Here is a 23,260-nt window from a genome sequence, read left to right as displayed (position 1 = left end):
TAAACGAAAAAAACATAATAATGAAAAAGAGGGATAAAATAATTTATTGGATTGCAACGGTATGGTTGTCCTTGGGGCTGGTATCTACGGCCATTATACAAATCTTTAGGGTAAAAACTGAGGGAGCAGGAGGAGTGCAAAATGTGGGCCATCTGGGCTATCCGGATTATATACTTACGCTGCTCGGTGTATGGAAAATTTTGGCAGTGGTAGCGCTGTTGTCACCAAAGAGACCGCTTTTGAAAGAATGGGCGTATGCTGGTATTTTCTTTACGGTAACGGGCGCGCTCTATTCACATGCTATGGTGGGAGATTCCGCTGGCTTGCTCGCCCCGGGGCTGCTTTATTTGGTTCTTATTGCAGTGTCTTGGTATTTTAGGCCTGCTGAGAAAAAGTTTTTATAGAATCATTGGTCTCCCTTATCAGTCGCCTATACTGTTCGCCCAAACATTATAGGTGGCTGTGGATCGAATATGTGCTTTTTATACTCATATTTTCTGTCGCTTCACCCAGGAGCGATATACAAACAAATCTTAAACTCGGCAAGATTCTCCAGCAACTTATGGCCAGAGCATGGCTTTCGACAATTCGGATACCCCACTTTCATTTTAGTAGATGTGAAACTATACGATTTGTACTCCATTTGAAATTACAATAAACGGATTTTATTTTTTGAAATATTAATTCACTGTAAAATAGTTTGTTAAATGTTGTTATTGATGGTTTTACCCAGATTTCGGTGTATTTTTTACATTAATTCAATAATTAAACACTTGTTTAAATTAAACGTTTGTTTAACTTTGCTCCGCATTTAACAAATGATGATCTCATTTTTGAGAAAGTAGGATGCAATTATCTATAAAAAGATTGGGTTATAAATGGAATTTAACGAGAAGCAAATAGATATCCTCCTTGCCGCTGAGCGACTTTTTGCAACAAAAGGGTTTGACGGGACTTCGGTGCGTGATATAGCGCAGGAGGCAAATGTCAATGTGGCCATGATCAACTATTATTTTGGATCGAAAGATAAGTTGCTGGACACCTTTTTTGAATGGCGTGTTCCAGATTTTATGATCAATGTGGATGAGCTTTCTTTGGTAGGAAGTGCACTTGATAAAGTCGATGTAATGGTTGATAGGTATGTCAAATCGATGAACTCACATCGCAAGCTCTATCGGGTTATTGCGATAGAAAGTACTTTAAAACAACGGATGTTAATATCTGAAGCCTTCAAAAAATTAAAAATACATAACCTGGAGGTCATCGCTTCTATCATCAACAGTGGTATTGCAGAAGGGGTCTTTAAGACAGGTAATGATCCTATATTAATTCATTCGATGATGATGGGAACTTTCATGAATTTTCAGATGAATCAGGTCTTTTTACAGGAGCAACTAGGTATAGCCGATGACGATGGCTATGGCCAATATATAGAAACAACGTTAACAGAATTTATACAGAAAACAATTAAAGCTTTATTGACATATGAAAAATAAGTTGGCCAATTTAAGTGCTTTATTGCTTTTGAGTCCTTTGGGTTTGTTGGCACAAGAAAACAAACACCTGAGCTTGGAAGAAATAATTCACATGGCTGCAAACCAAAGTGTGGAAGCGAAAACTGCCGATACCAAAGTATTGGGAAGACAGCTAGAGGTCGAAAGTGCGAAATCGAAACAGCTTCCGGATGCAAAATTGAGCGGGCAATATATGGCGATGACTACACCGAATGTGGATCTGAAGTTAGCACTTGGTGGAGGAGGTTCGGCTCCGGATATTGCAGCAAATCAACTGTGGTTGGGGCAGGCATCTGTCAGCATGCCTATTTATACTGGAGGTAAGATCAAAGGAGGAATAGCAATAGCAAAAGATGCGCTACAAGCCGAACAATGGAACGCTGTAGCAAGCAAAGAACAATTGGCCTCACGTGCGATAGCACTTTATCTGAATTTGTATAAAGCGCAGCAAACCAATTTGTTGATTACGGAAAACATCAAACAGTCTGAGCAACGTGTTTCGGACTTTAAAGCGATGTTAGAAAATGGGTTGATCGCAAGAAATGATCTGCTTAAAGCGGAATTACAACTGTCTAATTATCAAGTGTCGCTCCAGGAGGCACAGAAGAATATTAAGGTGCTGAATTATCAATTGGCCAATTTGCTAAAGATTGCGGAGGATACGCAATTGGATCAGATTAATCTGGCTGAGGTTACTGGAATTGACCTTGGATTGAAGGCTTCTTATGACACAGCAAAGACGGAGCGATCGGATCTAAAATCGCTGGCTTCCCAACGTAAAGTTGCCGAAGATCAATTGAAAGTCACCAGATCTTCGACATTGCCAACGATTGCGGCAACGGCAGGTTACAATGCTTTTGGATTGCAGAAGGTGGTGACGGTAACGAATGCAGCAATGGTGGGTATTGGGGTATCCTATGATATTGGTTCTTTGTATAAAAACAAGAGGGAGGTCAATGTCGTCAAAAACCGGATCAAGGAAATTGATGAGAATTTGGAACTGCTCAATGACCGGGTAAAAGTGCAGGTGCAACAGGCAAATGAAAACTATATGCTGGCCCAAAAACAGGATGTGGTGTACCATCAGGCGGTAGATCAAGCCGTTGAAAATTATCGTATTACAAAAGATAAATATGATAATGGTATTGCCGACACGGACGATTTATTGACAGCTGATGTACAACAGCTTCAGAGCAAAATCAATCTGGCAATAAGCAAAGCAAATACAATTGAAAAATACTATGACCTATTGTTAGCAAATGGGTCGTTAAAAATTAAATAGCAATTAATCTAGACATGGAAAATACAGTTGAAAACGCACCTGAAAAAAAAGGTACAAATAAAAAATTTACTATTATTCTAGCTGCTTTGGTCATCTTTGGCGGGGCTTACGGTGGTTATAAATACCTGCATGGTCAAGCGCATGAGACTACTGATGATGCGCAGGTGGAGAAGAATATGAGTCCGATTATTCCACGTGTAGGGGGATTTATTTCTAAAGTGTATGTTAAGGATAACGATTTGGTGAAAAAGGGTGATACCTTGTTCACGATCGAGAGCCAGGATTATCAGGTGCGTGTGGATGAGGCCGAAGCTGCATTGGCTGCTGCGGAAAGCAGCTTTGATGTCTCTAAAGCGGATGTATATGCTTCATCAGCAAACGTGGCAATCTCTGACGCGACGATACAGTCGAATTTAGGAAGTATTGATGCGGCGCGTATCCGTGCAAAACAGGCAAATAACGATTATATCCGATACCAAAACTTATATAACAATCAATCCATCACGAAGCAGCAATATGAGCAGGCTTTAACAGCGAAGTTAGAGGCGGATAAACAAGTGGAGATCTTGCAACAACAACGTAATGCCAGTGCTTCACAACGTAATGCTATTGTGAGTAAGACTACAGTGGCTTCTAAACAAACATCTGTTGCTGAGGCGAATATAAAAAGAGCGAAAGCGCAATTAGAGGCGGCAAAATTGAATCTATCTTATACCGCAGTATTAGCTTCGGTAGATGGTCAGGTATCGAATATCAAAGTACAGCCAGGGCAGATGATCAACCCAGGACAGTCTTTATTTTACATTGTTGATAATATAGAAACATGGGTAGTAGCGAACTTTAAGGAGACCCAATTGCAAAAAATGAAACCGGGACAAAAGGTGGGTATTAAAGTGGATGCATATCCAAATATCGAATTTGAAGGTGAAGTCAATTCATTTTCGCCGGCTACCGGTTCTCGTTTCTCTCTGTTGCCTCCGGATAATGCCACGGGCAACTTTGTGAAGACGGTACAACGTCTGCCGGTAAAAATCAAATTAACAAAAGATAATAAAGCTGAAAATGTGGCTCTGCTCAGACCGGGCATGAATGCTGACGTAGATGTGCATGTTCAATAACTATGGAAAATTTAAATCAACAGGATAGTCTGGTTGAATATGGTTTTCGACGCGTGGTCATCACGATTACAGCAGTGCTCTGTGCCCTGCTGGAAATCGTGGACACCACGATCGTGAATGTGGCCTTAAATGATATGAAAGGGTCGTTGGGGGCAACATTGACAGACGTGGCCTGGGTTATTACCGCTTATGCAATCGCTAACGTGATAGTGATTCCGATGACGAGTTGGTTGTCCCAACAGTTTGGTCGACGTAATTACTTTGCGGCATCAATTATCATATTTACCGTATCTTCATTTTTGTGTGGTAACGCGACCAATATCTGGGAGCTTGTCGCATTTCGCTTTCTCCAAGGAATGGGCGGTGGCGCCTTGTTGGTGACTGCTCAGACCATCATCACAGAAAGCTATCCCAAAGAAAAACGTAGTATGGCACAGGCGATCTACGGTATGGGGGTGATCATTGGCCCGACATTGGGGCCGCCCTTAGGGGGGTATATCATAGATAACTTCTCCTGGCCTTATATTTTTTATATCAATGTGCCCTTGGGAATTATTGCTACGTTGCTGACTTTGTCGTTTGTACGTAGTCCGAAATATAGCCAGAAACAATCAGCAAAAGAGGTGGATTGGTTCGGGATGATCTTTTTGATTATGTTTATCGGCTCACTTCAGTTTGTGCTGGAACATGGCCAACAGGATGACTGGTTTGATGATCCATTAATTTTAGGATTATCGATTTTGTCTGTATTTGGCTTATTGTTCTTCATCTGGCGAGAGATGGTTTATGAAAAACCTATCGTGAACCTGAGGGTATTGCGTGATAAAAATCTACAGGTTGGGGTTGTGATGAGTTTTATCCTTGGATTTGGTCTGTTTGGATCGACTTTTATTATTCCGATCTATACACAATCCATATTGGGATGGACAGCAACAGATGCTGGTCTCTTGTTGCTACCAAGCTCAATCATGACCGGGATCATGATGCCTTTTATTGGTAAAATGATCCAGAATGGTGTTCCGCAGAAATATATGGTTGCGGTGGGTTTGAGCATTTTCTTCGGCTTTTGTTTCTGGATGTACAGCCTGATGACAAATGATACGGGTTCGGAACACATGTTTTGGCCACTTATCCTCCGTGGGGTAGGCTTGGGGCTGCTATTTGTGCCAGTAATGACCTTATCGCTATCTACTCTTCACGGTAAGTCGATCGGCGAGGGGGCGGCATTTACAGGTATGATGCGCCAGTTGGGTGGTTCATTCGGTATCGCGTTGATCACAACATTTATTGCACGTGACTCTCAAAAGCATCGGGTTGACCTAGTTGCTAATCTGGATCCCAGCAAGTTCGAGGTACAACAACGTTTGCAACAGCTGCAAATGAGTTTTCAGTCAAAAGGATTTGCTCCAAATGAAGCATTGGCCAAAGCGCACCAGATACTGGATATGACGGTCATGAAACAGGCAACCGTATTGTCTTATATGGATGTATTTCTCTATTTGGGAATTGCATTTTTGATATGTGTGCCTTTTGTGCTAATGATCAAACAGGGTAAGACCAAGGTGGATATGTCAAGCGTGCACTAGCGGTCGCATGGACTGGAGCCTTTTAGCCCAGAAAATGATATAATAATTAATTAGCCCTCAAAAAAAGGATTTTACTTTTTGAGGGCTTTTATTTTTTAACGCATCAGCTTGCAAACTTGGCTTAATCCCTCTATAAACAGCCCTTAGCCAATTTCAATAGCCCTTATTCTTCGTGATAAATAGTCCTTACGCTCGGTGATAACATGAAGATTTTTATTTCCAGAAAGGCATAAAACTAAAACCTGATCCGGAATTGATTGTTAAATAATAAAAGATTTTTTTTTGAGTTTTACGTCTATAAGCTAGTCGTTACAAGGAAGTTATTTGTTTAAAATAAGCGCCGTATGTACACAGGAAGACTTAATTTTTTAGCTTTTATTATCCCTTTGTTTTTAGTACTGATGCTGTTGGAATATTGGTATAGTCTGAAGAAACAAAAGCGGTATTATACCTTCGATGAATCAATCTCTAATCTAAATGTCGGTATTGTCGAGCGTATGTGCGATATGTTTTCGGTTAGCCTGTTCTACTTTTTTTTCATTTGGGTCTACCAGAATTTTGCGATTTTTCATATCGAGGCGAACGTCTGGACATGGATCCTGCTTTTTCTTTTTACGGATTTTTTGTGGTACTGGTATCATCGATATAGTCATGAGATCAATTTGCTTTGGGCGGCACATGTAGTTCATCATCAAAGTGAAGATTATAACTTCACGGTTGCCACCAGGATTACTATATTCCAGGCGGTATTTCGTTCTTTGTTCTGGGCTTTTATTCCTCTTTTGGGCTTTCCGCCTTTCATGATGACCGTAATTTTATTGGTTCATGGCGTCTATCCCTTTTTCTCCCATACGCAAACGGTAGATAAGCTCGGGATTTTTGAAAAAATACTTGTCACTCCATCGCATCACCGCGTGCATCATAGTAGCAATGAGATTTATTTGGATAAGAACTATGGTGATATTTTAATTATCTGGGATAAAATGTTTGGGACTTTTATCGCCGAGAAGAAAGAAGACCCCTGTGTTTACGGACTGACCAAACCTATCCATCGGTACACCTTCCTTTGGCAGCATTTCCACTATCTATTTGAAATAGGGCTTTCTTTTAAGCGTGCAGTGGGATTTAAAAACAAAATGCGTGCGGTATTTGGAAGCCCTGACGATATACAACCTGAAATTAGGGCGGAATTGGAGCAAAAAATGTTTGCAGGGACTAGATCTCAGGTGCATGGTAAAAATCTGAGCCGATATATTTTTACCCAATCGATGTTAACGATGGGCCTTCTGTTTTTCTTTTTGCTGTATGGTAATTACCAAGATATAGAACAATTGCTTGTTGGTGGCCTCTTTATTTTGTGCAGTGTCATCTGTATCGGCGGATTATTGGAGCATGAAAAATGGGTCTTTTCACTCGAAATGCTGCGGTTATTTCTGTTGCTGTTATTTATAACGATTACATTTTTTTCGTTCCCGGCACTGCTTATACTCTTGGGCGTGGCCATACTTCAGGTTATCTTCTATAAATTGATGAGTGATCGCTACCTACGAATTCTTAATCTGTTGTATAATTGATCTTTTCACTGTTTGCTGTGGCTTTTTGGCACAATTTAACGAAGGTATGGCAGTAGCTTCTTGCCATGATATCCCAGCTGAAATCCGAATTCGTATTTTTCTGGAATTTCTGTCCAAGTTTTTCATAATGATCTGGATTGTCCAAAATGTTCTGGAGCTGTCCGATCCACGCATTGGCATCCTGACTGGGGAGCAAAAGACCGTTGTGATCATGCGTAATAGCACTTGTGATACCTTCCAATTCTGCGGCAACCACAACAGTGCCCCGGGATGAGGCTTCAAGACAAACCAGACCAAAACCTTCCATATCTCCCTGAACTTGAATATTAGGCATCAGGAAAGCATGTGCATTTGTAAGAAGGTGTCTTAACTGATCGAAGGGAACTTTTCCCAGATGCTGAATTTTTTCGGGATGCATTCTCAATAATTTACGCATTTCTTGTTGATCGGTTGGATAGCCCAAAAATAGTGTAGCGAGATGATGGAGTTTAGCAGGTAAAAGGTTGAGGATGCGTTCTTTCCAGGTTGGGCTTTGGTCGAATGGACCTACCATAAGGAGCCGGAAATTACCTTGAATGGCGGGAATGACCTGCTGCATCAACCAGGAGAATCCTTTGCGTTTAACAGGTCTCCCCAGCGTGATAAAATAGGGTGGTAATTTGTCATCTTTCAGCTTGGATATCGGGGTTACTGGGTCGACTCCATTTGGAATGACTGCTATCCTTGAAGGGTCGATACCACGTGACCGGGCGGCTTCTGCGGTGGCCTGACTGACCGCTATAACTTGATCAAATACGTTGAAACGTGGAATTATTTTATGCTGGAAATAGGGCAGCGGAAAAACAATATCAAGACCATGAAGGGTAACAACTTTCTTTAGATGGTCGTATCCCCTGTGAAAAGATGCTAACGCAGCGATTAACCCATCGTTAAAATGGATAAGCTTAATACGGGGATTCGCTTTGATTTTGGAGAGGATACGTTGATTTAGTCGAAAGAAGAACGTAAGAATGGATTCTTCGTTGTCATACAAGAGCGTGTGTACTTTTAGATAGAGTGCCGAATGGTTAATAAGCTCAAAGCTCTGCTTTTCCATTCCGCCAACTGCAGGTGGATATTTATGACTAACAAATAAGATTTCTATTTCAGACGGTAGCATGTACGGTTTTTTTTTTGATACATAGATAAAATATAGCGCCAATAGCTGTCCAGAATACCTGACGGCCGCGACGCAGGATAGAGACACTCAGCCAGATGCTTCCGCCCGAAAGTCCAATCATATTAAGCAGGAGTTTGTTGGAGAGTTCCTCAACGCCCAGTTGACCGGGAATAAATGCACCTGCACTTTTAAATAGGATGACGCTCATATCTAAAATTAATCCCTGAATAACCTTGACATCGACATCCAGAAATTTTAAGATCAGATAGAATTCCAAGCTACCTATAACCCAATGTATCGCAAACAACAGATAGGAGTACCAAAATACTTTATTTTGTTGTTGATAAAAGTCTTTCGTGTCCCAAACTAATTTCTGGAGCTTATTTTTTGCTTTCGATACAAAGGAAGTATCAGCAGGGGTATTTTTAGGTGGTGTTTTGGTGGAAACTAACCAGTAGAATATTAAAACAACGAATAGTAACAAGACTACACATACGACATAGATAGCGTATCCCGTATACTGCATCACTTCGTTTTTTAAGGGTGAAAGCATTAGCCAGATCATGGCCAGTAAGAAAATGCTTAACTGGGAAAGTATGGCCGTAATGCGTGAGATGGCGACAGAGCTGAGTCCCTGTTGTAAAGGGATGTCATAGCGGGTTATCAGCTCGGCTTTCAGTAAATCGCCGGCAATAATACTCGTGGGATTAAAGAGTCCAACTGTTTCGCCGATTTGACGCAGGGCAAAAAGTTCGAAAATACTGATCTTTTTTTTTGAAGGGCCTAGACAAATCCACCAGGCTAGCGTTCCAAAAAGATAGGCAACTAAAGTGGTTAATACGATAAAAATAAAGCGGTAACCAATCGTTGACAGCTCTTTTTTCAAAGCCGAAAGGTCATTGTGAGTTACAAAAATTACCAAGGATGTCAAGATCACAAGTAAAAAGACAGCTTTGATCAATCGACGGGATGTTGTTAATTTGCCCATGCCAAGTCTGCATCTTGCGTTTTATCGACAAGTAATTCAATGTCGTCAAAGTACCGCTGTGATAGTCGTGTCCAGTCCAATTGACTTACATAAGAAAGTCCGGCGGTAATCAGGTTCTTCTTTAGCGCCTTGTCGGATATTATTTTCTTGAGGTAATAAACATATCCAGCAGCATTTTCGGGTTGGCATTTAAATCCGGTTACACCATGTTGAATAAGCGATGCCGAGCCACCGCCATCAGCAATTACGCAAGGAAGACCTGATGCGAGTGCTTCGACGACAACGTTACCATAGGTTTCTGAAACAGAAGGGAAGACAAACACATCGGCTGAAGCGTACAGTACCGCAAGTTCCTGATGTGTCTTTTTTCCCAGAAAAATAGCATTGGGCATTTCTTGCATTGCTGTTACTTTGGCGGTTCCGTCTCCGACGACTATAAAATTATAGTCTAGCTGTTGTGCACGGATCTGCTGATAGATATCAATTAAGGTTTTAATATTTTTCTCCCAAACGATCCGACTGACGAATAATACTGTAGGATTATTATTTTTTGTCAATTGTTGGATATAGCTTGAGTTCTTTTTTTTAGGGGTAAATAGTTGGGTGTCAATCCCTCTTTGCCAGAGTTTTAAACCTCGCTGTTGGATCCCGATCTGTTGCAGCTCGGCTAAGATGGATTTGGTGGGGACATAAACAATGTCACATTTGTTATAAAAATTATTCATAGCCCGTTTGATCCATTGCTCAGTGGGTTTGACCAAAGGGAGGATATTTTTGAAATAATAGGCTATATAAGATATAAAATGGGTATGGTAGATTGTTAGTACAGGGATATTTCTACGTTTGGCATAGTTCAATGCAAAAAAGCCGAGCAGAGAGGGGGTTGCGATATGAACGATGTCGGGTGCAAATTCATCCAAAGCCAGTTCGAGCTTTTTTTTGATAAGCTGTGGAATGGCAAGACAATAGTCATCATTGACCGGTATTTTAAACGTAGGTACTTTATAGGAATGAAAGTCGCGAAATTGTGTGGGGCCACCACCATAAATAAAGAAGTATCTAAAATTCTGTTGATCAATACGGTTTATCAGCTGAAACATAGTGCGGGATGCACCGTCGAAATCCTCAACGAGTATTTCCGTAAAAAAAGCTACCTTTCTCATTGTATTCTTAATTAGGGGTTTCGTAAAAATATTCGAAAAGCATAACCCCAAAGCTATTTTGATATTAATCTTTTATCATTAAAGTGTTTATAAATTGTTTATTATTAATAATTTGTAAATATTTTTTATAAGTAAAATTAATTTAAGAATATAGTTAACCTAATCTTGAGGCTTTACTTTTGGAATGAACAAATTATTCAGTCCATGTTGTTAGATTTATTGTTCGAAAGGAGAACCAAGCTTAAAGGCCTTCGTAAAGCTCTTATTTTATCTATTTGTGCTTTTGCAGGGATCATGTTAGGATTCAAACTGAAGCCCAAACAAGTTCGACCGATGAACACGGTCTATGTCGATATGCCTGATGTCAGCGAAGGGCAACTTCGTTTATTGACTTATAATATTGCCGGTCTTCCGGAATTAATTTCAAGTGCTGTAACTGAAAGGGCTTCAAGTATTACATCCATTGGCGAATTGATGAATCCCTTTGATATTGTCAATGTACAGGAGGATTTCAATTACAATAAATTTTTGTACAGCAAGAATAGACATAATTATCGAACTGAAAATATAGGTGGTGTACCTTTTGGGGATGGATTGAGTACTTTGTCAAAATATCCGATCCAAGACTTTGAACGCGTTAGTTGGGAGGCATGTAATGGCGCTGACTGTCTGACTCCAAAAGGATTTTCTTATGCACGGATACAGCTGGCAAAAGCCGTTTTTATTGATGTTTATAATGTACATGCAACAGCCCAGGATGACCCTAATGCGGCAACAGCCCGACGCAAGAATTTGGACCAATTGAAGGACTATATTCAAAAGAACTCTTCGGGGCAACCTTTGTTAATCATGGGAGATTTTAATGCTCATTATGCGTATGCACTGGATAATATTGTTTCTTTTCAAGGGGAATTAAACTTGGTGGACGCATGGGTAAATTTGAAAAACAGTGGTAAAATACCGCAGAGCGAGCAAAATTTTGTTGCGCGGGCCGCATTGGAGTTAACGGATGATTGTGAAGGAATTGATAAAATATATTACCGGAACAATGATCATATCGTATTTGAAGCAAGGAACTATCAGGTTCAAAAGCAACTTTTTCAAAATAGGGAGGGGCAGGATTTGTCCGACCATTGTGCGGTATCGCTACAATTGGGATGGCGTCTGATAAAACCTTCAGTACAGTAGACTTTCTCAATTCTTTCATATCAATCGCGATTAGCACTGAGCCCCTTCAGTGCTTTTTTTTATGTTTTCGATCGCCCGCCTGTAGATGCCTATAAACAAAAAAGCCCCGTAAAATAAATTACGGAGCCTTTATAAAATTGGGATAAATTATCTTATTTATACATCTCTTCGCGTTGCGCTTTTACGACATCGCTATTGATGTATTCATCATATGTCATTAACTTGTCGATAATTCCTTTCGGCGTCAATTCAATGATTCTGTTTGCAACAGTTTCGGTCAACTCATGGTCACGTGAGGTGAATAACATCGATCCTTTAAAGTCCACCATGCCGTTGTTCAATGCTGTGATTGACTCTAAGTCCAAGTGGTTGGTCGGTTCGTCAAAAATCAAGAAGTTGGCTCCCTGTAACATCATTCTTGAAAACATGCAGCGCATTTTTTCTCCTCCGGAAAGGACCGAAACTTTCTTCATGACTTCTTCACCTGAGAACAACATTTTTCCCAAGAAACCACGTAGGAACTGTTCGTCTGCTTCAGGGTTAGTGGTGTAATCTCTTAACCAATCGACCAAATTTTCGTTTTTGCCTTCAAAAAAGGCGGCATTTTCAATCGGCATATCAGCGGGAGTGATTGTTACGCCCCATTTGAATTCGCCATCGAAATCAGTATCTCTACCGGTGATAATATCGTAAAAAGCTGTAGTAACTAAGGAGTTGGGGCCCAATACCGCAATTTTATCCCCTTTATTGATCATGAATGTGATATCCTTGAAGAATACTTCACCATTAACGGTTTTGCTCAAACCTTCTACCTGTAATGTTTGATCTCCTGGTTCGCGGTTCATGGTATTGAACATGATGGCCGGATATTTACGGTTGGACGGTTTGATCTCATCAATATTGATCTTATCCAAGGCTTTTTTACGGGATGTAGCTTGTTTTGATTTGGATGCATTGGCTGAGAAACGACGGATAAATTCCTGTAGTTCTTTAACCTTGTCTTCCATCTTTTTATTTTGGTCTGCACGCTGTTTTAATGCCAGTTGAGAAGACTCGTACCAGAATGAGTAGTTACCAGTATAAATCGTCATTTTACCAAAGTCTATATCTACGGTATGTGTACATACAGCATCGAGGAAGTGACGGTCGTGGGACACTACAAGTACAATTGCTTCATAAGAAGCTAAAAAGTCTTCTAACCAAGCAATGGTATTAATGTCCAAATCGTTGGTTGGCTCATCGAGAATCAAGATATCTGGATTACCGAATAATGCCTGTGCCAATAAAACACGTACTTTTTGATTACCATCAATTTCAGATACTAACTTGTAGTGAAGCTCTTCTTTAATGCCCAAGCTGCTCAATAGGGTAGCTGCATTGGATTCTGCATTCCAGCCGTCCATTTCTGCAAAAAGACTTTCGAGTTCACCGGCACGTTCACCATCTGCATCAGAGAAATCCTCTTTCATGTAAATGGCGTCTTTTTCTTTCATGATTTTGTAAAGCTCTTGGTTACCCATCATGACTGTTTCCAGTACCGTATATTCATCGAAAGCATAGTGATCCTGACTCAATACAGACATACGTTCGCCGGGTGTGAATGCCACCGAACCTGTAGAGGGATCAACTTCGCCAGAAATAATTTTTAGGAAAGTAGATTTACCAGCCCCATTGGCACCGATAATACCGTAACAGTTGCCAGGTGTAAATTTTAAATTGACATCTTCGAATAGTACACGTTTACCATAACGAAGGGAGAGATTTGACACGTTAATCATGCTGCAAAGATACGTTTTAATCTTGTATTTTTTAACTATTTCCAAACATCAGTTCCTTACTGAAAATGGTCAGGACGGTTGTCTACTTGAAGCTGTCTTCCAAGTGGAATCTGGACACTGCATCCTGATGGTTACGAGGTCCATTATCTTCCAAGCGATTATTCAATTACCAAAGCATAGGTGTATGTAGCGGAAGAATTGATGACGGAATTGAAAGGTGAAAAATTGGTTTATGATGCGACAGATGATATTGCTTGTCCAGCGAATGCAGGATCGCAACGTTTGGCACAAACCAATGAGCCGATTAAACAGGAAGAATGATGTGGTTAAAAAAGGGATAAATTTATTTCGATAAAAATTCAAAGAGAAACAATAAGGGAGATCAATTGATCTCCCTTATTCATTAAATTTCCTCTTTTGCCTCCTGTATAATATAAAAACGATGACAATAATTGCTACGATCCCTAAAATGATATAATGGGAGCCTGATTGTTGTTGATGTTGGGTTGTATCCTCTGTCGTCTGCGCATATGTAAAATTTGCTACGAAAAGAAGCACCATGAAAATCCACTTCTTGCACATAATAAACGGTTTATTAACTATAGTAGCAAGCTAACTATTTTTTGCAATAAAGACAAATTAATTTTATAAAAATGACAATATTTAAATGGGGTTTTATATGCTTTGTAGATAAGGTGCTGGTTTTAGGAGGGATATTTGTTTTGGGTAGCGTATTTTAAAGTTAAATCAGGGTATAATTGGCCAAATTGTTGTTTAAAAAATAGATTTGGGATTAATTGTGAATGAAGGATTTTTTAGTCTGACTGATAGAATAGATTGATGTAATCCCCGTTCTGCAGGCGGATTAATGGCCATAAAGTCGTATATTGTGAACCTTTTAAGCGTTTAAAACTATTATTGTCATGTCACAACTTATAAATTTAACTGTCTTCAGAGAATTTTTGAAATCTAGTTTTGCCGGTGGGATTATTCTGTTTTCCTGCGTCATCTTGGCACTTATCGTAGCGAATACATCGTTATATGGGGCCGTCATGGACTTTCTGCTTCGGGAGGTAGGGTTTGAAACAGATAATATTGAGCTGAAATATTCGTGGTTACTATGGATTAATGACGGATTGATGGCTATTTTCTTTCTATTGGTAGGATTGGAAATCAAAAGAGAAATCGTCGAGGGAGAACTATCTTCAGCAAGTAAAGCTATCCTTCCTATTTTGGCTGCGGTAGGCGGAGCTCTTCTGCCTGCAGTAATTTATTTTTTCATCAATAAGGATGTGGCGGATACAGCGCACGGATGGGGCATACCCATGGCAACGGATATTGCATTCGCGCTAGCCGTTATCACGCTGTTGGGAAATAAAGTTCCAGCAAGTCTCAAGATTTTCTTGGCAGCTTTGGCCATTGTGGACGATTTGCTTGCGATCCTAGTGATCGCTTTGTTCTATAGCAGTGGAATCCATACCAGCTACTTATTGATGGCGCTTGGGGTATTTGCTTTTCTGATCATTCTAAATAAACTGGGTGTAAAAGCCCTATGGGCATACCTTATTCCCGGAGTATTCATTTGGTATTTTATCCACCATTCAGGCATACATGCAACTATTGCAGGGGTTTTGGTTGCGATGACTCTTCCCACTACACCGGATGAAAAAGAGTCGCCATTGGAAAAGTTGGAGCATTTACTAACTAAACCGGTGAATTTTATTATTATCCCTTTGTTTGCGTTCGCAAACACGTTAATTCCAATTCATACGGAAATGGTCGGGGGTCTAACTTCGAAATTGGGACTAGGTATTATTATCGGATTGCTTGCAGGGAAATCGATCGGTATATTTTTGATCTGTTTTATTGCAAAGAAACTGAAAATAGCACAACTTCCTGAGGGCGCAAGCTGGATACAGATCTTCGGCGTTGGTTTGCTCGGCGGAATCGGTTTTACAATGTCTATCTTCATCGCTATTTTATCCTTTGATGACGCTTTTTTGGTTGAGGAAGCTAAATTTGCAGTGCTCATCGCTTCTCTTTGTGCAGGTATATTAGGGTACACATTGTTGAGATTGGCTGATAATTCCAAAAGCAGCTCAGACAATTTAGGTTAAAGATAGTGAAGATTTAATGCGGATGCACTAGGGTCACATTTTTTATGCAACCCTAAGGTCATAAATCTGGCATCATATATAGATTAGTTTTAGTAACTTAGCGCATATTTATAAAATAATAAAATTTGAGATTTACTGAATTTGGTTTTGTTCCGGAATTGGAAGAGGGCTTAGAAAGCATGATGTTTGAAGAGGCTACGCCTATTCAGGAGCAGACAATTCCCATCATTAAAGAGGGAAACGATATGATTGCCTGTGCACAGACAGGTACCGGTAAAACAGCTGCTTATATGCTGCCGATTTTGGATGCCGTCGCCCGAGATGCAAGGGAATCTATTCGTGCGATTATCTTGGTTCCGACCAGAGAATTAGCCTTGCAAATCGATCAACAGATCATGGGCATGTCTTATTATACCGGAGCGACTTCCATCTCCATATATGGAGGTGGAGATGGTATGGGTTACGAACAACAGAAACGGGCTATCCGTGAGGGGGTCAATATTATTGTTGCCACCCCAGGTAGACTGATCAGTCACCTTACATCGATGAAAGTCGATCTAACTCATCTCACGCATTTCGTACTTGATGAAGCGGATAGTATGTTGGATATGGGTTTTCAGGATGATATATTGCGTATTGTCAGCTACCTGCCCAAAAAGAAACAAATGTTACTTTTTTCGGCGACGATGCCCCTCAAGATCAGGAATTTTGCCAAAAAGATTCTTCATAAGCCGGTGGAGGTCAATATCGCTATTTCAAAACCTTCAGAAGGTATAGACCAACGAACATATCTGGTATTTGATAAGCAGAAAATGGATCTTTTGAAGATTATCTTACAGGATGTTAATTATGTTTCTGTGATCATTTTTGCCTCTCAAAAAACGACTGTAAAATTACTGGCACAGGAACTTCAAAAGCAGGGTATAGACGCAGAGGGATTTCATTCAGATCTTGAGCAGGCTAAACGTGAGGATATCATGAGTAGATTTAGATCACGTCAGGTAAGGGTACTGGTAGGAACAGATGTGATCTCGCGAGGTATTGATATCGTAGGTATCAGTTTGGTGGTAAATTATGATGTACCACCGGATCCCGAAGATTATGTGCACCGTATCGGACGTACAGCACGGGCAGCGACAACGGGCACAGCGATTACTTTTGTCAATGATAAAGATCAGCAACGTTTTGCTCAGATCGAAAGCCTGATCGGTTATCCCGTAGAACAGATTGCATTACCGGAAGGCTTTGAAGCTGGTCCTGAATATAACCCCACGAGGAAAAGCCAAAATCCACAAAAAAGAAAACGTTTCAATCGTAATAAAAATAAAAACTACCAAAAACAGAAAAGAGCTTAATAACAAATTAAGCTCTTTTCTGTTTTTATTTTGTTGGGAATATTTAAGCTGTTGTCCACACCGCAAGCTCATAGCCATCGGGGTCTTTGAATTGAAATCTTTTACCTCCAGGAAAACTAAAAATATCTTTAACGATGGTGCCACCTGCCCCGATGACTTTATCACGTGTGGATAGCAAATCATTCGAATAGAGAACAACCAAAATACTGCCATTTATTGGTGTACCGATCGTAAATCCTCCATCCACATGGTTGCCCTCAAAGGCTGTATATTCATGACCATAATCTGTAAATTTCCAGCCGAAACTGGATGAATAGAACTTTTTAGCTCGCTCAAGATCGCTGGTTATAAATTCAAGATATTGAATTTGTTCGTGGACGAGTTTATTGTCTAAAGAGGAATTGCTCATAATATTTTTTAATTGATGTTATCTTTCGTTGGAGGAATCGACTAGAATTCCTAATATTAATTGGATGTCTGATGTAGTGTAAATATAGGATTTTCTATCAACAAATTTGGGCATCTCTGTAGTCTGATATTGAATGATCGGATATCAATCCAATCATTCTTTTCTTATTTTTATTGTATTAATCGATTTTTCTTTTTTTCTACTGATGAGAGCCTGTATAAGTACAGAAAGCAGTACTAGGAAAAGCCCAATGTAAAATGAAAGATTAAGCTCTTTGGATTCATTGAAGAATAAAAATGCAATCAGGATGGCATATACAGGTTCGAGATTGAGACTTAAATTGAGCGTAAAGGCAGAAATTTTCTTTAAGATTTCTGTAAAGGCAAGGTACACAGCAACAGTGCAACACAGCGACAAAATGAGGAGGTAAATGAGATCCATTGTATTTGGGATAAAAGATGATATCGGATAAGAGTAAAGATAACAGGGGAGAATCAATCCAAGACCAACAGTTCCACCAATCATTTGGTAATAGTTAATGACTATACTACTATATTGCTTGACCATGCGTTCGTTATAAATTGCGTAAAGTGAAGCAAAAGCCGGCGAAATGATCCCGAAAATAATGCCCAATTGATGTGCTGTATCAAAATGAAATATCAAGGCGATGCCACAAAGCGTTAGCCCACTCAGAAAAAACTCTGAAGGTTTAAATTTCGTTTTGTTAATGATGGGAGCAAAGATTGCGGTAAAGAAACTTGCCATACAGTAACAAACTACTCCGATTGAAATATTGGAATATTTAATACTGGCATAAAAAAGTAACCAGGAGGCGGTAATCAATAGGCCATTTTTTGCGATCACTAATTTTTCAGGCAAGCTGACTTCACCAGCTGATTTTGACCATTTTGAAATTAAAAAAAGGAAAATGGCCGAAAAAAATACACGATACCAGGTTAGCATACCTTCATTTAGGCTGATGACTTTGCCCAATACACCGGATATACCCAAACATACTACAGCGAGATGTAGCATGAAATATGAATGTTTCATAAAATGTTGTCTTCCAGATCTATCTTTGAAAAGACAGATACTATTGTTATAAAATTTGATTGAGAATATAAAACATGGGGAATCAGCCGATTATTCGGTGTCATGCTTTATTAATATTTATTAATATTAAGCGATTGGAGGAGGAAGACAGCTTGTTCTGTTCATTACATTCTATTTCTATACCCGAAGATAATAAAATCCAGTGGTTTAATTCAAATAATTGTAGCATCAGTAAGTTATTAAAGGGAAATTGTATTTTATATGATGATTAAAGACCATTAAAAAAGGGACTAAACTTTCGTTAGCCCCTTAGTTGAACAATTGTGATTCTGAATATACGTAAAAACTGAGCGAACCAAGATCAGTATACGCGATGATTTATTATTCGCTGTCGTTTCCTCCGCCTAACGCACGGTATAAATCCACTACAGCATTTAGTTTTTCCCGTTTTATACTGATCTGTTCGAGGTCATTTTGTAGCGCGTTGTTTTGCGCAGTAATAACTTCCAGATAATTTGCCATGCCGCTTTTGTACAATAGGGCAGCATCGGAAGTTGCTTTGGCCAATGAATGGGATTTCGCTTCAATCAGTTGAAGTCTTTGGTCGCTATGCTTTATTTTCGCTAAAGCATCTGATACTTCCGAAACTGCGAGCATAACAGACTGTTTAAACTGTACCGCTAATTTATCCCGTTCGATTATCGAAATTTCATAATTTGTTTTCAATGCACCCTTCTGAAAGATCGGTTGGGCGATGTTTCCTGCTATTGTTTTCACAATGGACCCGGGGAGATCAAACCAGCGATTGAACTGAAAAGAGTTTGTTCCAATTGAAGGGGTCAAACTGATCGAAGGATACATCGCTGCTTTGGCCAATCCGATTCTGCTGTTTGCTGCAACGACGGCATACTCGGCTGCTTTGACATCGGGTCTCCGGCTAAGCAATTCTGCCGGAACGCCGGTCGCGAATGTTTCACCGACTAGCGTTGCATCAAGACCTTCGGAACGCTGAATTTTATCGGGAAAACCACCACAGAGTATACTGATTGCATTTTCTTCAATAGCGATATTTTGGTTTGCGAGTGGTATCAGCAATTCCGCCGTTTTCTTTTGTGCTTCGGCCTGTTCTACAGCTAAAGAACTCACCAGTGAGGAATTGTATTGCAAACGGATCATATTCAATGTGCTATCACTAAGTAGTACATTTTTTTGCGCAATTTTTAACTGTTCGTCCAGTGAAATCAGATTGTAGTACGATTGGATCACCTGAACAATAATGCGCGTCTTTAATGCTGATAAATTTTCCTTCTGTCCAAAGAAATTTGCTAAAGCTTCCTCTTTCTGCATCTTAGCCTTTCCCCAGATGTCTACCTCCCAGGAAAGTCTGAGCGTAGCGTTGTAGTCATCCATATAGGGTGTCCCAATAAATTGGTCACTCAGCGATCCATTAAGGGAATTGGTAGATAACCAAGTTCTATTCGCGCCCAAGTTTAAATCAAGTGTCGGTAAAAGCCCTTTTTTTGATTGTTTATAAGCGAGCTCGAGCTGCTGCATACTCAAGAGTGCTACGCTAACATCTGTATTTTTGACTAGTGCTTTTTCGATAAGTGCCGTCAAATTAGGATCTTTCACAAACTTTCGCCAGGATAATGGCAATGTATCCGAAGTCAGGACAATTTCGTTATTTCTGAAATTCTCAGGCAGGTCCATATCCTGACGCGTATATTTTTTGCCCACACTACATGAAGCAAGAAGTAAAGGGATACCTACTAAAATAATTTTATAGTGATGAAATTTTTTCATTTTAATCGTTTGTCTTTTCCACGAGTTTTTTACCAGAGACCTTCTCCTGTAAATATTGAAACACCAGATATAATAACGGTATAACGATCACACCGAGGATCACACCGCTTAACATACCCATTGCAGCTCCCGTACTGATGGAGTGGTTGCCCGTCGCCGTCCCCCCGCTAGCAAACATCAAAGGAACCATACCTGCGATAAAGGCTAATGAGGTCATTAGAATTGGACGAAGGCGTGCTTTGGCACCTTCCAAGGCAGAATCAATGAGTGAGGAACCCGCTCGTCTACGCTGCAATGCAAACTCAACGATCAGGATCGCATTCTTCGCCAACAGACCAATCAACATGATCAATCCGACTTGGACGTATATATTATTGTCCAGACCGATAGCACGCGTTCCCAAGAATGATCCTATGATCCCTGTTGGGATAGATAACAGCACCGCCAGTGGCAACAGGTAGCTTTCATACTGTGCAGAAAGTAAGAAGTAGACGAACAATAAGCTCAATGTCAAAATGATCATCGTCTGATTGCCAGAAGATTTTTCTTCCAGACTAAGTCCTGTCCATTCGTAACTATAGTCTCCTGGTAATTTGTTCAGCACATTTTTCTCCAGTGTTTCCATAATAGCACCATTACTGATACCTGGATTACTGACGACGTTAATGGTAAGCGAATTGTACAAGTTGTAACGAGTTACGGATTCTGGCCCATAGACTTTGCGAAGTGTTACCAAGGTATTTACCGGTAGCATTTCCCCTTTGTTGTTCTTGACAAATATTTCATTGAATGCGTCCTTATCCGTTCTAAAAATTCCGTCTGCTTTTACAGCAATACGGTAGAACTTACCAAAGCGATTGAAATTCAATGATTGGTCACCGGCAAAATAAGTCTGGACGGAAGAAAGCATTTCACTGACATCTACGCCGAGTTGAGCAGCTTTATCTTCGTCAACTTCCAATTCCATTTGTGGATAATCCGCTCTGAACATGGTGTAGGCAAATTGTACGCCTGGTTGTTGCATAATCTTCGCGATAACAGAATCGGACATTGCTTTAAGTTCTACTGGAGACTTTCCGGCTCTATCTTGTAGCACAAGTTCGGCCCCGTTCATCATACCATAGCCATCAACAGGAGGGGAGCGGAAAGCCATTGCATTACCTTCTTTAACAGTAGTTAGTTTTTGAGAAATCACCTGATGAATCTGATCAATATCATTCATTTCGCCACGTTTCTTCTTATCCTTTAGACGGATGAACCCTGTCGCGTAAGCCGCACTGGAGTTGTTGCCAATCATATTGAAACCCGTGATACTCGTGTGGCTTTCAATAGAAGGTAAGTCGGCCAATAGTTTCTCTATTTTTTCTACCGCTTTCGTTGTTCGATCGAGACCGGTACCCGGGGGCATCTCCAAACTGTATACGACGAAGTTATCGTCTTCCATTGGGACAAAGCTTTTTGAGGTGCTGCTCATGAGATATCCCGCAGCGCCTATTGTAGCAATAATTAATAAAGCGGCTAACCATTTTTTCTTAACGAGAAATTTCAGTGAGCCGACGTATCGATGTGTCATGTTTTCAAAACCTGCATTAAAGGCTTTGAAAAACCGTTGTGAGAATCCTGTTTTTTGGTTTTGCCCATCATGATTTTCGGCATGTGTGTTTTTCAGTAACAAGGCACAAAGAGCTGGTGTCAACGTCAATGCATTGATCGCTGAGATCACAATGGCGATAACTAAGGTATAGGCAAACTGTTTGTAGAACATTCCCGATGAACCGGTCATAAAACCTATAGGAATAAATACAGCACACATGACCAAGGTAATTGAGATAACGGCACCGGTTATTTCGCTCATGGCACCGTGCGTTGCCTCATTTCCGCTCATGGTCGATTTTTCCATTTTGCCATGGACAGCTTCTACGACGACTATGGCGTCATCAACGACAATACCGATAGCCAATACCAAAGCGAAAAGGGTTAATATATTGATTGTAAAACCAAACACCAATAGGAAAAAGAATGTCCCTACGATGGCCACAGGTACTGCGATTGCCGGAATAATGGTCGACCGGATGTCTTGTAAGAATAAGAAAACCACTAAAAACACCAGGATAAACGCTTCAATTAATGTCGAACGCACCTGCGCAGTACTTTCATCCAGACGTTCCTTGGTACTGATCAGTTTAAAAATCTTGATTCCAGGAGGAAATGAGCGTTGCGCTATTTCGATCTGTTTATCGATGCCTATTTCAATTTCGTTGGCATTGGAACCAGAAGTCTGGAAGATACCAATTGTAACCGTGTTCAATCCATTATTTTGCGAATTACCACTATAGCTGATCGAACCGAATTCGATTCGGGCAACATCTTTTAGCCGGACGATCTGAACATCATTGTTTTTGACAATAATATTTTCGTACTGTTCAGGAAGATTCTTTTTTCCTTTATATCGAATAACATATTCCAGGGGCGCTTTTGATTCTTCCCCTAATTTTCCGGGTGCAGACTCCAGACTTTGCTTGGAAATAGCAGCAATGACTTCTTGTGGTACCAGACCATAACTAGCCATTTTCTGAGGATTCAACCAAACGCGCATAGAGTAATCTTTCGAACCAAATACCATAGCTTGACCTACCCCCGGAACACGCTTGATCTGTGGAATCAGGTTGATATTCACATAGTTCTGTAGGAATAGTTCGTCATATTTTTTGTTGTCTACCGTATAGATATTGAAAATCATGATCATACTATTCTGTTGTTTGGAGGTCGTCAATCCCATCCGCACAACTTCCTGTGGCAGGATCGGTGTTGCCTGTTGCACCCTATTCTGTACGTTTACGGCTGCTTGGTCTGGATTTACGCCAGCCTTGAAGACAATACGTACGGAGAATGTACCATCGTTACTTGCTGTTGAGGTAATGTATTCCATATCCTCAACACCATTGATCTGTTCTTCAAGTGGTGTTACAACAGACCGCAGTACGGTCTCACTATTACCACCGGGGTAGCTCCCTGTAACCTGAACTGTGGGGGGAGCGATATCGGGAAACCGTGTCTGCGGTAGCCTTAACAGGCCAATTACCCCGAGTATGACAAATATGATAGATATAACAGTTGCCAAAACTGGCCTGTCAATAAATTTCTTCAGCATTTTATTTTAATTTTAGATAAAT

18 protein-coding genes are annotated in these 23,260 nt (G+C 40.3%); 10 read left to right on the top strand and 8 right to left on the bottom strand.

Annotated elements, in window-relative coordinates; genetic code table 11:
- Positions 1-20 precede the first annotated feature (20 nt).
- The 6 genes from BWD42_RS09040 (at position 21) to BWD42_RS09015 (ending at position 7,074) form a co-directional block, all read left to right on the top strand.
- Positions 21-404, top strand: coding sequence for a DoxX family protein (locus BWD42_RS09040; RefSeq protein ID WP_077435180.1), 384 nt, complete (start codon positions 21-23; stop codon positions 402-404).
- A gap of 474 nt (positions 405-878) precedes the next feature.
- A complete protein-coding gene (locus BWD42_RS09035; RefSeq protein ID WP_077435178.1) occupies positions 879-1,496 on the top strand; it encodes a TetR/AcrR family transcriptional regulator in 618 nt (205 codons plus the stop codon).
- Entirely contained in the window at positions 1,486-2,796 is a 1,311-nt protein-coding gene (locus BWD42_RS09030) for a TolC family protein (RefSeq protein WP_077435176.1), read from the top strand. The genes BWD42_RS09035 and BWD42_RS09030 overlap by 11 nt, the downstream gene beginning before the upstream one ends.
- 14 nt (positions 2,797-2,810) lie before the next feature.
- Positions 2,811-3,914, top strand: a complete 1,104-nt coding sequence (locus tag BWD42_RS09025; RefSeq protein ID WP_077435174.1) for an HlyD family secretion protein — start codon at positions 2,811-2,813, stop codon at positions 3,912-3,914.
- A 2-nt stretch (positions 3,915-3,916) separates the two neighbouring features.
- A complete protein-coding gene (locus tag BWD42_RS09020) occupies positions 3,917-5,500 on the top strand; it encodes an MDR family MFS transporter (protein WP_077435172.1) in 1,584 nt (527 codons plus the stop codon).
- Positions 5,501-5,844: 344 nt separating this feature from the next.
- The gene (locus tag BWD42_RS09015; RefSeq protein WP_077435170.1) at positions 5,845-7,074 is read left to right on the top strand and encodes a sterol desaturase family protein; all 1,230 of its coding nucleotides are present in this window, start codon (positions 5,845-5,847) and stop codon (positions 7,072-7,074) included.
- On the opposite strand, the gene BWD42_RS09010 is transcribed toward BWD42_RS09015, so the two are convergent.
- The 3 genes from BWD42_RS09010 to BWD42_RS09000 are packed head-to-tail and all read right to left on the bottom strand — an operon-like array spanning position 7,055 to position 10,384.
- Positions 7,055-8,233 carry a glycosyltransferase family 4 protein gene (locus BWD42_RS09010; RefSeq protein WP_254846198.1) on the bottom strand — a complete coding sequence of 393 codons (1,179 nt, stop codon included), beginning with the start codon at positions 8,231-8,233 and terminating at the stop codon, positions 7,055-7,057. The two genes, BWD42_RS09015 and BWD42_RS09010, sit on opposite strands and share 20 nt — an antisense overlap.
- A complete protein-coding gene (locus BWD42_RS09005) occupies positions 8,220-9,221 on the bottom strand; it encodes a lysylphosphatidylglycerol synthase transmembrane domain-containing protein (RefSeq protein ID WP_077435168.1) in 1,002 nt (333 codons plus the stop codon). Before BWD42_RS09005 ends, BWD42_RS09010 begins: the two co-directional genes overlap by 14 nt.
- The gene (locus tag BWD42_RS09000) at positions 9,209-10,384 is read right to left on the bottom strand and encodes a glycosyltransferase family 4 protein (RefSeq protein ID WP_077435166.1); all 1,176 of its coding nucleotides are present in this window, start codon (positions 10,382-10,384) and stop codon (positions 9,209-9,211) included. Before BWD42_RS09000 ends, BWD42_RS09005 begins: the two co-directional genes overlap by 13 nt.
- A 204-nt stretch (positions 10,385-10,588) precedes the next feature.
- On the opposite strand from BWD42_RS09000, the gene BWD42_RS08995 reads away from it, so the two are divergent.
- The gene (locus BWD42_RS08995) at positions 10,589-11,572 is read left to right on the top strand and encodes an endonuclease/exonuclease/phosphatase family protein (protein ID WP_077435164.1); all 984 of its coding nucleotides are present in this window, start codon (positions 10,589-10,591) and stop codon (positions 11,570-11,572) included.
- Between the two features lie 152 nt (positions 11,573-11,724).
- Here BWD42_RS08995 and BWD42_RS08990 read toward each other — a convergent pair whose 3' ends face one another.
- Positions 11,725-13,350, bottom strand: coding sequence for an ABC-F family ATP-binding cassette domain-containing protein (locus tag BWD42_RS08990; protein WP_077435162.1), 1,626 nt, complete (start codon positions 13,348-13,350; stop codon positions 11,725-11,727).
- Positions 13,351-13,530: 180 nt separating this feature from the next.
- Between BWD42_RS08990 and BWD42_RS24695 the strand changes: the two genes are divergently transcribed.
- From BWD42_RS24695 to BWD42_RS08970, 3 genes are all read left to right on the top strand, one after another.
- The gene (locus BWD42_RS24695; RefSeq protein ID WP_175992003.1) at positions 13,531-13,671 is read left to right on the top strand and encodes a hypothetical protein; all 141 of its coding nucleotides are present in this window, start codon (positions 13,531-13,533) and stop codon (positions 13,669-13,671) included.
- 602 nt (positions 13,672-14,273) lie between these two features.
- Positions 14,274-15,467, top strand: coding sequence for a Na+/H+ antiporter NhaA (gene nhaA / locus BWD42_RS08975; protein ID WP_077435156.1), 1,194 nt, complete (start codon positions 14,274-14,276; stop codon positions 15,465-15,467).
- A 125-nt stretch (positions 15,468-15,592) separates the two neighbouring features.
- Positions 15,593-16,822: a DEAD/DEAH box helicase gene (locus BWD42_RS08970; protein ID WP_077435154.1), complete on the top strand. Its 1,230-nt coding sequence runs from the start codon at positions 15,593-15,595 to the stop codon at positions 16,820-16,822.
- Positions 16,823-16,865: 43 nt separating this feature from the next.
- Here the strand turns inward: BWD42_RS08970 and BWD42_RS08965 are convergent, their stop codons facing one another.
- The 4 genes from BWD42_RS08965 to BWD42_RS08950 form a co-directional block, all read right to left on the bottom strand.
- Positions 16,866-17,231 carry a VOC family protein gene (locus tag BWD42_RS08965; protein WP_077435152.1) on the bottom strand — a complete coding sequence of 122 codons (366 nt, stop codon included), beginning with the start codon at positions 17,229-17,231 and terminating at the stop codon, positions 16,866-16,868.
- Between the two features lie 153 nt (positions 17,232-17,384).
- Positions 17,385-18,284, bottom strand: coding sequence for a DMT family transporter (locus BWD42_RS08960; RefSeq protein ID WP_077435150.1), 900 nt, complete (start codon positions 18,282-18,284; stop codon positions 17,385-17,387).
- Between the two features lie 381 nt (positions 18,285-18,665).
- Positions 18,666-20,087, bottom strand: a complete 1,422-nt coding sequence (locus BWD42_RS08955; protein ID WP_077435148.1) for an efflux transporter outer membrane subunit — start codon at positions 20,085-20,087, stop codon at positions 18,666-18,668.
- A gap of 1 nt (position 20,088) precedes the next feature.
- A complete protein-coding gene (locus BWD42_RS08950) occupies positions 20,089-23,238 on the bottom strand; it encodes an efflux RND transporter permease subunit (protein ID WP_077435146.1) in 3,150 nt (1,049 codons plus the stop codon).
- Positions 23,239-23,260: the final 22 nt, after the last annotated feature.

Origin of the sequence: Sphingobacterium sp. CZ-UAM (assembly GCF_002000245.1) — a bacterium.
Taxonomy (GTDB): Bacteria; Bacteroidota; Bacteroidia; order Sphingobacteriales; family Sphingobacteriaceae; genus Sphingobacterium.
The sequence above is the reverse complement of the archived record's forward strand: the minus strand, read 5'-3'. Positions and strand labels throughout refer to the sequence as shown.

Bases quoted from the DNA above. Each gene is read 5' to 3' on its own strand.
- BWD42_RS09040 (WP_077435180.1), top strand. From the start codon at position 21: ATGAAAAAGAGGGATAAAATAATTTATTGGATTGCAACGGTATGGTTG.
- BWD42_RS09035 (WP_077435178.1), top strand. From the start codon at position 879: ATGGAATTTAACGAGAAGCAAATAGATATCCTCCTTGCCGCTGAGCGA.
- BWD42_RS09030 (WP_077435176.1), top strand. From the start codon at position 1,486: ATGAAAAATAAGTTGGCCAATTTAAGTGCTTTATTGCTTTTGAGTCCT.
- BWD42_RS09025 (WP_077435174.1), top strand. From the start codon at position 2,811: ATGGAAAATACAGTTGAAAACGCACCTGAAAAAAAAGGTACAAATAAA.
- BWD42_RS09020 (WP_077435172.1), top strand. From the start codon at position 3,917: ATGGAAAATTTAAATCAACAGGATAGTCTGGTTGAATATGGTTTTCGA.
- BWD42_RS09015 (WP_077435170.1), top strand. From the start codon at position 5,845: ATGTACACAGGAAGACTTAATTTTTTAGCTTTTATTATCCCTTTGTTT.
- BWD42_RS09010 (WP_254846198.1), bottom strand. From the start codon at position 8,233: ATGCTACCGTCTGAAATAGAAATCTTATTTGTTAGTCATAAATATCCA.
- BWD42_RS09005 (WP_077435168.1), bottom strand. From the start codon at position 9,221: ATGGGCAAATTAACAACATCCCGTCGATTGATCAAAGCTGTCTTTTTA.
- BWD42_RS09000 (WP_077435166.1), bottom strand. From the start codon at position 10,384: ATGAGAAAGGTAGCTTTTTTTACGGAAATACTCGTTGAGGATTTCGAC.
- BWD42_RS08995 (WP_077435164.1), top strand. From the start codon at position 10,589: ATGTTGTTAGATTTATTGTTCGAAAGGAGAACCAAGCTTAAAGGCCTT.
- BWD42_RS08990 (WP_077435162.1), bottom strand. From the start codon at position 13,350: ATGATTAACGTGTCAAATCTCTCCCTTCGTTATGGTAAACGTGTACTA.
- nhaA (WP_077435156.1), top strand. From the start codon at position 14,274: ATGTCACAACTTATAAATTTAACTGTCTTCAGAGAATTTTTGAAATCT.
- BWD42_RS08965 (WP_077435152.1), bottom strand. From the start codon at position 17,231: ATGAGCAATTCCTCTTTAGACAATAAACTCGTCCACGAACAAATTCAA.
- BWD42_RS08960 (WP_077435150.1), bottom strand. From the start codon at position 18,284: ATGAAACATTCATATTTCATGCTACATCTCGCTGTAGTATGTTTGGGT.
- BWD42_RS08955 (WP_077435148.1), bottom strand. From the start codon at position 20,087: ATGAAAAAATTTCATCACTATAAAATTATTTTAGTAGGTATCCCTTTA.
- BWD42_RS08950 (WP_077435146.1), bottom strand. From the start codon at position 23,238: ATGCTGAAGAAATTTATTGACAGGCCAGTTTTGGCAACTGTTATATCT.